This is a genomic window from Piscinibacter gummiphilus, from assembly GCF_032681285.1.
Lineage (GTDB): Bacteria > Pseudomonadota > Gammaproteobacteria > Burkholderiales > Burkholderiaceae_C > Rhizobacter > Rhizobacter gummiphilus_A.
The window spans coordinates 2,863,343-2,876,727 of record NZ_CP136336.1 but is presented as its reverse complement, the minus strand read 5'-3'; the positions used below and the strand labels follow the sequence as shown (position 1 = coordinate 2,876,727).

The following is a 13,385-nucleotide window of genomic DNA, read 5'->3' as shown; positions in this document are numbered from 1 at the left end:
GGTGGGTTCAGTGGCCGAGCGTGTGCGTGAGGTCGACGAGGCGGCGCAGCACGCTGGCCACGTCGCGCTGAGTATCGACGTAGAAGCTTGCACCCGTCACATGCTCGGTGCGGCCGACGTGGATGGTGAGCCAGCTCGGGCGCGACATGCGGTAGACCGACTCGTCGGTCACGTCGTCGCCCATGAAGAGAACGCCCGACGCGCCGGCTTGCGCCACCAGCGCCTCCACCGCATCGCCTTTGGTCGAGGCGCTGGCCAGCACGAGGTTGACGCAGCACTTGCCGCCGAAGGCGTGCAGCCGCTCGTCCAGTGGCTCGATGGCGCGCTGGATCGCCTGCCGGGCGCGCGAGTGGTCCGCGGCCTGCCGGTAGTGCAGCGTCCAGGATTGCCGCTTGTCTTCCAACGTCACGCCCGCGGCGTCGAGCTCGGGCTGGTGCGCCGCCAGGCGGGCCATCAGCCATGCCGCGGCTTCGAGGTGTCCGGCCGAGGGCGCATCGCCCAGCCCTTCGGCGCCGTGGTTGCCCACCACGAAGGTGGGCGAGAAGCCCAGGCGAGGTGCCAGGTCCTGGGTCGACCGCCCCGACACCACGGCGATCTTGAAGTGGCCGAGCAGGTGCAGCAGAAGCCCGGCCGTGGCGGTGGGCGTGAAGGCATCGGCCGGGTCGTCGACGATGGGGGCGAGCGTGCCGTCGAAGTCGAACACCAGCAGCGCCTGGGTCTCGACGGTGCGGCGCAGGGCCACGGCGCCCTCGGGACTGAAGATGGATCTCACGTGGCCTCCGTGGCGCCGTGGCGCTGCACACGCGCTTCGATGCGCTGGCGCAGCCGCATGCGCGCGGCGTCGGACAACATGCGCCCGGCCCAGCGGTAGACGTTGAACTCGCGCACCGTCATGCGCAGGCTGGCCATGCGTTCGCGCTGCTCGGCGGCGGGCATCACGAGTGCCTGGTGGATCGCGTCGGCGCACTCCTCAACGTGATAGGGGTTCACCACCAGCGCCTCGTGCATCTCGCGCGCGGCACCGGCGAAGCGGCTGAGCACGAGCACGCCTTGTTCGTCCGAGCGTGCGGCCACGAATTCCTTGCAGACGAGGTTCATGCCGTCGTGCAGGCTCGTGACGAGGCAGACGTCGGCTGCCCGATACAGCTCGTTGAGCTGTTCATGCTCATGGTGCTCGACCAGCAGGATCACCGGCTCGTAGCCCGGCGAGCCGAAGCGCGCGGCGATGCGCCGGCACACGCGCTCGATCCGGTCCTGGAAGGAGCGGTATTCCTCCAGCGAACTGCGCGTGGGGGCGGCCACCTGCACGAGCGTGAAGCGCCCAACCCACTCGGGGTGTTTCTCTAGCAGGCGCTCCACCGCGTGCAGCCGTTCGAGGATGCCCTTGGTGTAATCGAAGCGGTCAACGCCGAGCGCGATGCGGTGACCTGGCGTGAGCTTGAGCCGCTGGATCACCGCGGCGCGGCAGTCTTCGGCGGGGCGCCATCGGGCGGCGATGTCTTTCGCGGGCCACTCGATCGAGATCGGGTAGCTCTCGACGTAGGTTTCGGTGTTCTGCACCGAGACGATGGAGTGTTCCTGCTCGATCCGGGCTTCGAGGTAGCGGTCGACCGTCTCCATGAAGTTCCTGCAATGGAAGCGGGTGTGGAAGCCGAGGATGGTGCTGCCCAGCAGACCTTGCAGCAGCTCGCGTCGCCACGGGCAGATGCCGAACGACTCGGGGTTAGGCCAGGGGATGTGCCAGAAGGTGAGGATGGTCGCCCCGGGCAGCTTCTCGCGGATCATCGCGGGCACCAGGGCGAAGTGGTAGTCCTGCACCAGCACGATCGGATCGTCGCTGCGCGCTTCGGCGATCACCGCATCGGCGAAGCGCCGGTTCACCTGCTGGTAAGCCTGCCAGTCGCTCTCGCGGAAGACGGGGCGCACGTGCGCCACATGGCACAGCGGCCACAGGCCCTCGTTCGCGAACCCGTAGTAGTAGCCCTGTTCCTCATCCGGTGTGAGCCAGATGCGGCGCAGCGAGTATTCGTCTCGGCCCGGTGGCACCTTGATGCGGTCGTGCGCGTCGACCGTCTTCCTGTCTCCGCTGCCGCCGCCGTGCGCGACCCAGGTGCCCGAGCAGGCGCGCATCACGGGCTCGATGGCGGTGACGAGCCCGCTCGCCGGCCGACGCACGAAGAGGTCGCCCTTCTCGTCGATCTCGTGGATGTAGGGCTCGCGGTTCGAAACCACGATCACTTCGTCGCCGCGCAGCTTGGTGCGAAGCAGCCCGCGCAGGCGATCGGCGTCCCACTCGGTTTCGGGGCCGAGGGCGCGCCGGTATTCGTCTTCCAGGTCTCTCAGGCGCAGGCGGATGTCGGCCGCGAGCGGTGCCAGGTGATGACCCGGCGCGAGCGGCCTGAGCAGCCCTTCGCCGCGCAGCAGGCCGCGGATGCCGCTCACCCAGCCGCGCCAGCTCAGCTGCGCCACCACGACGGTGATGAAGGCCATGGCCGCACCCAGCACGGCGATGAACGCGATGAGGTACTTGCGGGTGTCCTGGCTGCGCCGTTCGATGAAGCTCAGGTCGTGCAGCAGCACCAACTCTGCGGCGACGCCGGCGCTCGTCTGCACCGGGTGCACGCCCACGTGCACGGTGCCGCCTTCGATGGCGAGCACAGGCGGCGCCGAGTCGGCCACGGCACGGGCTCGGTCGCAGGAGAGGGCAGCGGGGTAGCCCTCGGTGCGCCGGTCGAGCGTGCCTTCGCGGGTGCACAGGCCAATGCCCACAACGCGCTCGTCTTTCGCGGCACGGTCGATCATCGGCTGCAGCCGCGCGGTGTTGGACTCGACCATCGCATCGGCAATGGCCTCGGCCAGCGCGTTGGTCACGAGTTCGCCGCGAAGGTTCAGGTCGCGCGAGAACCAACGCAGCGTCAGCTGATCCATCAACGGCAGCGCGAAAGAAGCGGCGAGGCCCAGGGTTGCCAGCAGCGGCACGAGAAAGCGAAGCTGAAGCCTCAGCGTGTTCACATGATTTCCAGAGACGCGGGGGGAGGATTCTATATTTGTGCAAATATGACCCGCGCCCCGGCGGCGTAGCTCAGTGGAGATGGGTATGACAGAGATTTGGATGGATTGGTTCAGAGACACGACCCTGTTTGGCATTTCGGTGGCCAACCTGTTGTCGGCGGCGCTGGTGGCGCTCGTGGCCTACCTGCTCATCACGCAGGCGGTGCGCCTGGCACTCAAGCGGCTGAAGAGCTTCGCAGGCCACACCTCCACGCGCGCCGACGACATGCTGGTCGAGACGCTGGGCAGCACCAACCGCGCCTTGATGCTGGTGGTGTCGCTGCTGATCGGCCTGAGCGTGCTCGACCTGCCCGATCGCTGGGCCGGGCGTGTCTCGCAGCTGTGGTTAGTGGCGCTGGCGCTGCAGATCGCGCTCTGGGCCAACACGGCCGTGACGCTCGGGCTGCGCCGCCACGTGCAGCGCACGGCGGCCTCAGGCACCCAGACGGCCAGTGCCGCAGCCACGCTCATCTCGTGGGGCCTGCGCTCGGTGCTGTGGGCGATCGTGCTGCTGGCCATGCTCTCGAACTTGGGCGTCAACGTGACGGCCTTCGTGGCGAGCCTCGGCGTCGGTGGCATCGCGGTCGCGCTGGCCGCGCAGAACATCCTGGGCGATCTCTTCGCCTCGGTGGCGATCGCGGTCGACAAGCCGTTCGAGGTGGGCGACTTCATCGTGCTCGGCAGCATCGCCGGCACGGTGGAGGTGGTGGGGGTGAAGACCACGCGCATCCGCAGCCTGGGCGGCGAACAGGTCGTGATGTCGAACACCGAGTTGCTGAAGCAGACCGTGAGCAACTACAAGCGCCTGCAGGAGCGGCGCATCGTCTTCGGATTCGGCGTGACCTACCAGGCGACGCCCGAGCAACTGAAGCGCATTCCAGGGTCCGTCAAGGCCATCGTGGAAGAGAGCAAGGCCCTGCGCTTCGACCGGGCCCACTTCAAGGCCTTCGGAGAAAGCTCGCTGGACTTCGAGGTGGTCTACATCGTGCTCGGGCCCGACTACAACCAGTACATGGACGAGCAGCAACGCATCAACATCCGGCTCGCCGAGGAGCTGGCCTCGATGGGCGTGGAGTTCGCCTACCCGACGCGCACGGTTGTTCTGTCGCACCCGGCAGCCGAGCCGCAGGCAGCCGAGCGGCGTTCGCCCGAGCCACGGCGCCAGCTCGCGAGTTGAGTGCCGCCCGGGCTCAGCCCTGCGGCACGTCCATGCCGTGGCGGCGCTTCAGCTCGGCCGTGTCGGGCGACGCCATGAAGTCGAGCGCGGCCTGGGCTTGCGGGTGCTGCGCCTTGGCGGCCACCGCGCCGGTGAAGGTGGTGGTGATCGCGAGGCCGGGCGGCATGCCGCCGAGGAGGGTGATGCCTTCGAGGTTCATCAGCTCGCTCAGCTGCTGGAAGCCGAGCTCGGCCTCGCCGCTGGCCACGAGCGAGCCCACCGGCACACCGGCGCGGGCCTGCACGAGGCGCGGCTTGACGGACTCGGCGATGCCCCATCGCTCGAACAGCTTCAGCAAGGCCGTGCCGCTCGGCCCGGTGGAGTAGCCGATGCTGCGCGCCGCGAGCACCGCGCGGCGCAGGGCGTCTTCCGTGCCCACGTCCGGCTGGGGCGCGCCGGCTTTCACCGCCATCGCCACCGACGAGTCGACGACGGCGCGCCGGCTTTCGGGACGCACATGGCCGAGTGCGGCGAGCTTGTCGATGGCGTCGCTTGCCAGGAAGACGAGGTCGAAAGCTTCGCCGGCCTCCACGCGCCGGGCTGCGTCGACGCCGCCTACGGATTCGACCTGCACCTCGGTGCCGGTGGCCTGCCGGTAGCGCTCGGCCAGCTCGGCCAGCACCTGGCGGGTGGCCATCGACGAGATTGCGCACAGGGGGTGGGTGCTCATGCGGATGCGAAACGGTGCCGAAGGAGCGACGATTCTGGTCGCGCGCCGCCGCATCGCCTAGCGGGGACTCGTCCTAGCTGATATGCGCGAATGGCATGGCCGCGCCAGAATGCAGACGCACTCGACAGGAGCCCCACCATGAGCGACGCCCCGTCCCAAGACCCCCGCTGGAAGCACGACGGCGTGCGCGTCGTGCCCGCCGGTTCGCTCGATGCGAACACCGCGCAGACCCCCGGCATGGACCGCAAGGCCGCGATCAACTTCGCCCGCGTCGGCGCGCAGAAGCTGTGGGCCGGCACCGTGCACATCCACGCCAACGCCAAGACCGGCGCGCATCACCACGGGCCGCTCGAAAGCGTGATCTACGTGGTGAAGGGCCGCGCCCGCATGCGCTGGGGCGAGCGGCTCGAATTCACCGCCGAGGCGGGCCCAGGCGACTTCATCTACGTGCCGCCCTTCGTGCCGCACCAGGAGATCAACGCGAGCCGCACCGAGACCCTGGAGTGCGTGCTGGTGCGAAGCGACGGCGAGGCCGTGGCGATCAACCTCGACATCGCGCCGGCCGAGCCGCCGGAAGAGGTGCGCTGGATCGACCCGACGCACCCGGGCTGAACGCCCGTCGTTCGAGGCGCACTTCGGCACTCCCGTGCCGAAGCCGGCGGGCTCACTTCGGCTCGACGAGGGGAAAAGCGCGGTCGAAGCTGTCGAGCATGGTGAAGAGCGCGCCCACCTGGCGGGCATCGCCTTCGATGCGCACGAGCCCGGCTTGCAGCGCCGCCTGCAGGGTCGTGCGCTGCTGGGCGATGTCGTCGAGCGTGGCGCGGGTCAAGGTGAGCGTGGCGTGGGCCTGCGGGTCTTGCGCACCGGGCACGTGGGTGAGGGCGCTGTTCTCGAGGTTGAGCAGGTGCTGCTGGTGGGTGTCGGTGAAGCGCCAGTTGAGCACGATGCGATGGCCTTGCGCCTTGGCGGCGTCGAGCCGCACACCGAGGAAGTCGAAGAACAGGTCGAGCGGCAGCGCACGCGCCATGTCGCCCGACTGCGGCCCGCGTGCGGGCAGGCGCGGCACGCCGTTGCGTAGCTCAGTGGCGCCTTGCAGGAAAGCGTTGCGTGCGGTGGCCGACTCCTGCTGGTAGCCGAGCTGCTCGTAGGCGTCGGCCGCGAGCGCACGGGCGGCTAGGTTGGAGGGGTCGGCGTAGACAAGCTGCGAGGCGACCTGCGCTACCCAGCGGTATTCGCCGCGGGCGAAGTCTTCGCGCGCCCGGCGCAACACGGCATCCGCACCGCCCATGTACTCGACCGACTTTCGTGCCGCGGCCACCGGCGGCAGCGCTTCCAGCCGCGCCGGGTTGCCGTCGTAGTGACCCAGGTAGCGCTGGTAGACGGCGCGTACGTTGTGCTTCAGGTGACCGTAGAACGGGCGGGTCGACCACTCGGCCGCGAGCGACGCCGGCAGCTGGATGCGCTCGGCCGCCTCGTCGGCCGGCACGCCGTGGTTCATCAGCCGCACGCTCTGGTCGTGCAGGTATTTGTAGGCGTCGCGCTGGTTCTTCAGCATGGCCTGCAGCCGGTCGTGGCCCCACACCGGCCAGTGGTGCTGGGCGATGAGGATGTCGCTCTCGTTGCCAAAGCGCTGCAGCGCCTCGCCGATGTGGCGCGACCAGGCCAGCGCATCGCGCACCTGCGCGCCCCGCATGGGCAACAGGTTGTGCAGGTTCTGCGTCACGATCTCGGCCATGTTGAGCACGCGCAGCTGGGGGAAGTGCATCACCATCTCGGCCGGCGCCTCGGCTGCCGGCGTGAGCGCGAACACGATGTCGATGCCATCGATGCGCAGCCGCTCGACGGGCTGCGACACCAGGCGTGTCGGCGCGATCAGGCTCACCGTGCCGGGCGGCCCGGCCTTGCCGAGCCCCGCGTCGACCTGGCCACGCTCACTGCGTGGCAGCAAGGTGCCGAACTGGTAATGCGAGCGGCGCGCCATCGCCGGGCCCGCGATCACGTTCTCGCCCACCGCTTCTTCAAGGAAGCCGGCCGGGGCAATGACCTGCACGCGACCGGCCTTCACCTCGGCCTCGTCGACCACACCCCGCACGCCGCCGAAGTGGTCGGCATGGCTGTGGGTGTAGACCACCGCCACCACCGGCTTGCGCGGGCGATGCTTGTAGTAGAGCGCGAGGCCGGCGCGCGCCGTCTCCACCGACAGCAGCGGGTCGATGACGATCAGGCCGCTGTCGCCTTCGACGATGGTCATGTTGGCGAGGTCGAGCCCGCGCAGCTGGTAGAGACGATCGGTGACCTTGAAGAGGCCATTCGCGAGGTTGAGCCGCGCGTGGCGCCACAGCGCCGGGTTGACCGTGTCGGGGGCTTCCTCGCGCTGCAGGAAGTCGTAGTCGCGCAGGCGCCAGATCGGCCGGCCTCCCGGGCCTTCGACCACCAGGTCGGTTGCGTCTTCGATCAGGCCGCGCTTCGCGTCGTCGAACGCCTGGCGGCCATCGGCCGGCAAGGTAGCGCGGGCGGCCTGCTGCAAGGCGCGTGTGGCCTCCGTGGCCGGCTTGGGCTGGGCACTGGCAGTGCCGATGGCGAACAGCCACGCCGCCACGGCGGCGATGCGAAGAAGGGCCATGGCGTCACTGCGCCTCGAGCCTGGCCGCCTTCATCATGCGCTCGGCCAGCGCGATTTCGGCGCGCAGCCCTTCGGTGAATTCGGCGGGGGTGCTGGGCGTGATGTTGCCGCCCATGTTTTCGAGCTTGGTCTTGACCACCGGGTCGGCGAGCACCTTGTTGAGCACCTCGCCGATGCGCTTGACCACTGGCTGCGGCGTGCCGGCCGGCACGGCCAGCCCGCCCATCGACACCAGCTCCACCGGCACGCCGGCTTCGGCCAGCGTGGGCACGTTGGGCAGGCGCGGGTGGCGCTTGGGCGAGGTGATGGCCAGCGGCACCAGCTTGCCCGACTGGATGTGCGGCAGCACCACCGAGGTGATGGCCAGCGTGAACTCGACCTGCTTGCCGATGGCGGCGTTGGCCGACTCCGCAGCGCCCTTGTAGGGCACATGCACGGCTTCGATGCCGGCGGTGCTGAGCATCAGCTCGGCGCCCATGTGCGCCGGCGAGCCGATGCCGCCGGTGCCATAGGAGAGCTTGCCCGGCGCGCGCTTGCTGATGTCGATCAGGTCGCGCATCGACTTCAAGGGCGAGCCGACCCCGGTGACGATGGTGAGGTCCGACGTGCCGATGCGCCCGATGTGGATGAAATCCTTCATCACGTCGAAGCCCGGCTTCTTGTACATCCGCATGCTGGTCGACATGGGCGAGCCGGAGTAGACCCAGGTGTAGCCATCGGCGGCTGAACGCGCGGCGACTTGTGCGCCCAGGTTGCCGGCCACGCCGGGCTTGTTTTCGACGACGATGGTCTGCTTGAAGACTTCCGACATCGCATCGGCCACCACGCGCACCGTCTGGTCGGGCGAAGTGCCGGCCTGGTAGGGCACGATCCACTTGATGGGCTTGGCGGGCCAGGCGTCGCTGGCGTGTGCGGCAAAGGCGGTGCTCAGGCCGAGGGCGAGCAGGGCACGGCGGGTGATGGCATTCATGACTTTGTCTCCTGGTCTTGTGTGAAATCAGGCCGCTGCGGCGGGCGCCAGCAGCTCCTTGGCGATCGTGTTGCGCTGGATCTCGCTGGTGCCGGTGAGCACGCGGTACATGCGCAGCAGGCGGAAGAGGAATTCGACGCGGCTGCCCTGCACGATGCCTTCGCCACCAAGCACCTGCACCGCACGGTCGGCGATGCGGAAGGCGGTCTCGGAGCAGAAGAGCTTGGCCATCGAGGCTTCGGCTCGCGCATCGGCGCCGGCATCGAGCCGGCGTGCGACCGACAGCATCAGCGCGCGTGCGGCCGCGAGCTCGGTCGCCATGTCGGCCAGCAGGTGCTGCACCGCCTGGAAGCCGCCGATGGGCTGGCCGAACTGGCGTCGCGTCTGCGCGTGGCGCACGGCGTCCTGCAGCGCGAGCTGGGCCAGGCCCAGCATCGCGGGCGTGTGCAGCAAGCGGTTGACGGTGATGCGGCCGAGCGCCAGCGCCAGGCCCTTGCCACGCTCGCCGATCTGGTTGCCGAGCGGGATGCGGCAGTCGGTGAGCACGATGTTGCCGGTGTGCGACTGGCCGGCCATGGTCTTGTAGCCCTCTTCGATGCGGAAGCCCGGGCGATCGCGCTCGACGAAGAAGGCGGTGGTCTCGCGTTTTGCCGGGTCTTCGCCGGTGGCGCAGATGATCACGGCCGCGTCGCAAAAGGGCGAGCCGGAGATGAAGCGCTTGGTGCCGTTGAGCACGAAGCCGTCGCCTTCGATCACGGCGCGGGTTTCCAGCGCGCCGGCGTCGGAGCCTGCGTTGGGCTCGGTGATGGCGAAGCACACCGCCATCTCGGCGCGTGCCACCGGCAGGATGAAGCGCTGCATCTGATCCTGTGTGGCCTGCTTCACCAGCGCGCCGAGGCGCGGCGGGCCCGACAGCTCGCCGAGGATGTGCGGCGCGAAGGGCGTGCCGCTCGCATAGAGGTGCTCCTTCACCAGCACGTGGTCGACGAGGCTGAAGCCCGCGCCGCCCATGGGCTGCGGCAGCGTCATGCCGTAGAAGCCGAGCGCGTGGGAACGCTTCCAGACCTGGCGCAGCAGCTCGCGCGACGGGCCTTTCTCGTGCGTGATGCCGTGTTCGGTGGCGAGCGGGCGCAGCTCGCCGTCGATGAAGCCGTCGACACGGGCGATGAACTCGGCGGCGGCCGGGGAGCCTTCGAAGAGGGTGGTGGTCATGTGGGCTCCTGGGTTCAGTTGACGCGGCGCTCGCGGCCGAGCCAGTAGGGCTCGCGCACGTCCTTGCGCGAGAGCTTGCCGTTCGCGTTTTTGGGCAGCATTGGCACGAAGTCGACCGAGCGCGGCCGCTTGAAATCGGCGAGCCGGCCTCGGCAGAACTCCATCACGTCGGGGCCGTCGGCGTCCTGGCCTTCCCGCAGAACGACGACGGCCTTCACCGCTTCACCCCAGTGGTCGTCGGGCACGCCGATCACGCACACCTCGTGCACGGCCGGGTGTTCGGCCAGCACCTTCTCCACCTCGCTCGGGTAGACGTTGAAGCCGCCGGAGACCAGCATCTCCTTCTTGCGGTCGACGATGAAGATGTAGCCCTCGTGGTCGACCCGAGCCAGGTCGCCGGTGCGCAGCCAGCCATCGGGCTGCAGCACCTCGCGCGTCTGCGGCTCGGCGCGCCAGTAGCCGGCGAAGACGTCGGCCCCGCGCACGCAGATCTCTCCGATCGCATCGCCCTCGACGGGGCGGCCGGCGTCGTCGAGCACCTGCACGTCGGATTCGCCCCCCGCACGCCCGCAGGCGAGCAGCAACTCGGGGCGGTCGCCCTCGATGGCCCGGCGGTGGTCGTCGATCGAGAGGGCCAGCACGCCGCCGGTGGTCTCACCCGCGCCATAGCCTTGCGCGAGCACCGGGCCGAAGGCGGCCCAGGCTTCGCGGATGCGCGCCGGCGACATCGGCGCGGCGCCGTAGCTCAGGAGCTTGAGGCTCGAGAGATCCCGCGTGCGGATCGACGGCTCGGCCAGCAGCGCGTGGATCATGGCCGGCACCATGAAGCAGTGGGTGACGCGGTGCTTCTCGATCGCTTCGAGGATCTCGGCTGGCTGGAATCGCTCCATCAGCAGGATGCTCGCGCCCTGGAACAGCATGGGCTGGATGAACATGCCGCTCGCGTGGGTGATCGGGCCGCACAGCATGAGCAGGTCGCCGGGCCCGGCGTGCATGCGGCCCATGATGATCTTGCGCAGCGAGGCGTGGCGGTTGCCCACCGTCTGCATCGCGGCCTTGAGCTTGCCGGTGGAGCCCGAGGTGTAGTGCAGCACGGCCAGGTCGTCGGCCTGCATGTCGATGCAGACGTGGGTGTCGGGCTGCGCCGCCAGCAGCGGCTCGTAGGGGCGCCAGTTGCTGTCGCCGCCGGCTGGCTCGAATGCGATGCGGTGCTGCAACGAATCGAGCTGCTGCGTCGCCGCATCGACCATGCCGCGGTGCTCGGGGCCTGCCGCCACGGCCACCGGCTCGGCGTTGGCCAGCGCATCGGCCAGCTCCTGCGGCGCGAGGCGCGAGTTCAGCGCCACCTTCACGAGCCCGAGCTTGTAGAGCGCGCATTCGAACTCCACGATCTCGGGTCGGTTGGGCGAGACGATGGCCACCCGGTCGCCGCGTTTCAGGCCGAGGGCCTGCAAGGCATGCGCGAGGCGGTTGGAGCGCAGCTCCAGGTCGCGGTAGCTGAGTTGCCCGTCGCGGAACAAGACGGCCGGACGGTGGGGCCAGAAGCGCGCGCTGCGCGCCAGGTACATGCCAAGGTTCATCGTGATGTATCTCCTGCGACCCAGTCTAGGAACGCGGGCGTCACAACGCGATAATCAAACGGGTTTGAGCGATGACGCAGCGTTATCAAAGGGAAGTTTGCATATGGCCATGCGGCTCGACGACATCGACTATTTCCTGGCAGTGGTACAGCACGGCCAGGTGCGCCGCGCCGCACTCGCGCTCGACGTCTCGCAGCCGGCCATCACCAAGGGCATCCAGCGGCTGGAGCGCGAGCTGGGTTTTCCGCTCTTCGTGCGCAGCATCCGCGGCATGCGGCTGACCACGGTGGCCGAGCGCTTCCACCAGCGCACGCAGTCGCTGCGCGCCGACCTGGGCGATGCGATCAAGGAGGCCGCCGACCTGCACCTGGGCGCCATGGGCGTGCTGCGGGTGGGGGTGTCGCCGCTGTACACGCAGCGGGTGTTCGTGCCGGCCAGCCTGCAGCTGCACCGCCAGCGGCCGGCCGCGCGCCTGCTCGTCAACATCAACCTCAACGACGTGCTGATGCCCCTGCTGCGCAGCGGCGACATCGACCTGAGCATCAATGCGCTGCCCGCCACCATGCCCGAGGACCTGCTGGCCGTGCCCCTCATCACCGATGACCTCTACGTGGTGGCCCGAGACGGGCACCCGCTGCTGGCGCGGCGGCGCCTGAAGCTTGCCGACCTGACACGGGCGCAATGGCTGCTGCCAAGCCCCCAGGTGGAGGCGCGGCGCAAGTTGGAGGCCTTGTTCACCGGGGCCGGCCTGCCACGCCCGCAGGTGGCGGTGGAGGTGAGCAACACCGTGGCCCAGCTCACCGGCTTGCTGGCCCACAGCGACCTGCTGGCGATCACGAGCGAGCTGCAACTCGCGAGCCCTGCAGGCCAGCACCTGCAGGCGCTGCCGCTGGCCGAGCTGCGCTTTCCGCGCCAGATCGGCGTGCTCACCCGGCGCAACGTGCCGCTGTCGCCGCTGGCCGAGCGCTTCGTCGACGTGTTGCGCGAGACGGTGGGGTCGTCTCGCGCTGCAGGCTAGCCTGCTTCGCCTCCACTTCGGGCGGGTGATGCTCCGGGCACGAGCCGCTGCCGGAAGAAGTCGAGGATCTCGTCTCGCGCCTGCAGCGTGGGCTGACCGGCCTCGTCGATCAGGTGCGCGGTGACCACGCTGTGCGGCTGCGGCACGGCCTGGCGGAAGAAGGGCGGGGTGTCGGGGTTCGCTGCGCTGTCGGGCAGAGCACGCGCGACGAAGCGCGGGCCGAGCGCCGCCTTGTAGGCCGCGAAGCGCTCGGCGCGGCAGTACGGGTCGCCATCGAAGCGGTAGGCGAGCACGCTCAGGTCGTCACGGTCGAGGCGCTCGCGCACCGCGGCGAGGTCGGCCGGCGATATCTCCAGCCCGGCCGGGTCCTTGAGCGGCAGCGTGGGCTGCGAGAGTACCGGGGCCAACACCGATTTCTCCAGCATCATCGTGAGCGCGAAGTTGCCGGTGAAGCACATGCCGATGGCGCCCACGCCGGGGCCACCGCACTCCGCATGCGCGAGCTTCGCCAGCGCGCGCAGCCACTGCGTGACCGGGCTCGTCTCGTTGGCGGCGAGCGCCCGGAACTCGGCGCTCACGCAGGCGCGCTTGAAGACCTCGATGCCTTCGGCGGCCTGCGGTACGGCGCCGTCGCGCCCGAAGAGCGAGGGCATGTAGACGGTAAACCCGGCATCTCGCACCCAGCGCGCAAAGCGCGCCACGTGCGGGCTGATGCCGGGCATCTCGGTCATCACTATCACGCCGGGGCCGCGGCCGGCGACGTAGACGCGCTTGGTGATCTTGTCGATGGTGATGTCGCGGCGCTCGAAGTCGTCGAGCGGGTCGTCCACGTCCAACCGGCGTGCTGGGCTCATCGTGAAAGGCTCCTTGTGAAGTGCCGACGATTCGACCTTGCCGCCTTCGCGTCTGCCATTGCCGGCCGGGACAATTTGCAAGCCGAAGTGGACAGGCGCGGGCTATGGCGTCAATCCCGGGTTCCGCGGCGACAACGTTTTCAAGCCCTCCGTAAACTGCGCTCAGCCGCAGGTTCGCCCGTGGCAAAGAC

At 69.2% G+C, this 13,385-nt stretch carries 11 protein-coding genes; 3 read left to right on the top strand and 8 right to left on the bottom strand.

Translation table 11 applies throughout. The features are described 5' to 3' along the window. Window positions 1-7 precede the first annotated feature (7 nt). Together otsB and RXV79_RS13445 are read right to left on the bottom strand one after the other, a co-directional pair. On the bottom strand, window positions 8-772 hold the full coding sequence (otsB, locus tag RXV79_RS13450) for a trehalose-phosphatase (RefSeq protein WP_316698039.1): 765 nt from the start codon (window positions 770-772) through the stop codon (window positions 8-10). Further along, entirely contained in the window at window positions 769-3,012 is a 2,244-nt protein-coding gene (locus RXV79_RS13445; protein WP_316698037.1) for an alpha,alpha-trehalose-phosphate synthase (UDP-forming), read from the bottom strand. The genes otsB and RXV79_RS13445 overlap by 4 nt, the downstream gene beginning before the upstream one ends. Before the next feature lie 100 nt (window positions 3,013-3,112). On the opposite strand from RXV79_RS13445, the gene RXV79_RS13440 reads away from it, so the two are divergent. After that, window positions 3,113-4,228, top strand: a complete 1,116-nt coding sequence (locus RXV79_RS13440) for a mechanosensitive ion channel family protein (protein ID WP_316698035.1) — start codon at window positions 3,113-3,115, stop codon at window positions 4,226-4,228. Between the two features lie 13 nt (window positions 4,229-4,241). On the opposite strand, the gene RXV79_RS13435 is transcribed toward RXV79_RS13440, so the two are convergent. Then, a complete protein-coding gene (locus RXV79_RS13435) occupies window positions 4,242-4,937 on the bottom strand; it encodes a substrate-binding domain-containing protein (RefSeq protein ID WP_316698033.1) in 696 nt (231 codons plus the stop codon). Between the two features lie 138 nt (window positions 4,938-5,075). On the opposite strand from RXV79_RS13435, the gene RXV79_RS13430 reads away from it, so the two are divergent. Further along, complete coding sequence (locus RXV79_RS13430; RefSeq protein ID WP_316698031.1) at window positions 5,076-5,549, top strand: cupin domain-containing protein; 474 nt, start codon at window positions 5,076-5,078, stop codon at window positions 5,547-5,549. 52 nt (window positions 5,550-5,601) lie between these two features. Here the strand turns inward: RXV79_RS13430 and RXV79_RS13425 are convergent, their stop codons facing one another. From RXV79_RS13425 to RXV79_RS13410, 4 genes are read right to left on the bottom strand one after another with little or no spacing between them, the layout of a single operon-like run. Continuing rightward, window positions 5,602-7,560, bottom strand: a complete 1,959-nt coding sequence (locus RXV79_RS13425) for an alkyl/aryl-sulfatase (RefSeq protein ID WP_316698029.1) — start codon at window positions 7,558-7,560, stop codon at window positions 5,602-5,604. 4 nt (window positions 7,561-7,564) lie between these two features. Next, the gene (locus RXV79_RS13420) at window positions 7,565-8,530 is read right to left on the bottom strand and encodes a Bug family tripartite tricarboxylate transporter substrate binding protein (protein WP_316698026.1); all 966 of its coding nucleotides are present in this window, start codon (window positions 8,528-8,530) and stop codon (window positions 7,565-7,567) included. Window positions 8,531-8,557: 27 nt separating this feature from the next. Continuing rightward, window positions 8,558-9,742: an acyl-CoA dehydrogenase family protein gene (locus tag RXV79_RS13415; RefSeq protein WP_316698024.1), complete on the bottom strand. Its 1,185-nt coding sequence runs from the start codon at window positions 9,740-9,742 to the stop codon at window positions 8,558-8,560. A 14-nt stretch (window positions 9,743-9,756) separates the two neighbouring features. Next, complete coding sequence (locus RXV79_RS13410) at window positions 9,757-11,322, bottom strand: AMP-binding protein (protein ID WP_316698021.1); 1,566 nt, start codon at window positions 11,320-11,322, stop codon at window positions 9,757-9,759. A 109-nt stretch (window positions 11,323-11,431) separates the two neighbouring features. Between RXV79_RS13410 and RXV79_RS13405 the strand changes: the two genes are divergently transcribed. Continuing rightward, window positions 11,432-12,340: a LysR family transcriptional regulator gene (locus RXV79_RS13405; protein WP_316698018.1), complete on the top strand. Its 909-nt coding sequence runs from the start codon at window positions 11,432-11,434 to the stop codon at window positions 12,338-12,340. On the opposite strand, the gene RXV79_RS13400 is transcribed toward RXV79_RS13405, so the two are convergent. Further along, window positions 12,337-13,194: a dienelactone hydrolase family protein gene (locus RXV79_RS13400; RefSeq protein WP_316698016.1), complete on the bottom strand. Its 858-nt coding sequence runs from the start codon at window positions 13,192-13,194 to the stop codon at window positions 12,337-12,339. The genes RXV79_RS13405 and RXV79_RS13400 overlap by 4 nt on opposite strands. Window positions 13,195-13,385 lie beyond the last annotated feature (191 nt).

What these genes read in the sequence shown, in the direction of transcription:
- RXV79_RS13410 (WP_316698021.1), bottom strand. Translation starts at nt 11,322, where the DNA reads ATGAACCTTGGCATGTACCTGGCGCGCAGCGCGCGCTTCTGGCCCCAC.
- RXV79_RS13430 (WP_316698031.1), top strand. Translation starts at nt 5,076, where the DNA reads ATGAGCGACGCCCCGTCCCAAGACCCCCGCTGGAAGCACGACGGCGTG.
- RXV79_RS13440 (WP_316698035.1), top strand. Translation starts at nt 3,113, where the DNA reads ATGGATTGGTTCAGAGACACGACCCTGTTTGGCATTTCGGTGGCCAAC.
- RXV79_RS13400 (WP_316698016.1), bottom strand. Translation starts at nt 13,194, where the DNA reads ATGAGCCCAGCACGCCGGTTGGACGTGGACGACCCGCTCGACGACTTC.
- RXV79_RS13405 (WP_316698018.1), top strand. Translation starts at nt 11,432, where the DNA reads ATGCGGCTCGACGACATCGACTATTTCCTGGCAGTGGTACAGCACGGC.
- RXV79_RS13435 (WP_316698033.1), bottom strand. Translation starts at nt 4,937, where the DNA reads ATGAGCACCCACCCCCTGTGCGCAATCTCGTCGATGGCCACCCGCCAG.
- RXV79_RS13415 (WP_316698024.1), bottom strand. Translation starts at nt 9,742, where the DNA reads ATGACCACCACCCTCTTCGAAGGCTCCCCGGCCGCCGCCGAGTTCATC.
- RXV79_RS13425 (WP_316698029.1), bottom strand. Translation starts at nt 7,560, where the DNA reads ATGGCCCTTCTTCGCATCGCCGCCGTGGCGGCGTGGCTGTTCGCCATC.
- RXV79_RS13420 (WP_316698026.1), bottom strand. Translation starts at nt 8,530, where the DNA reads ATGAATGCCATCACCCGCCGTGCCCTGCTCGCCCTCGGCCTGAGCACC.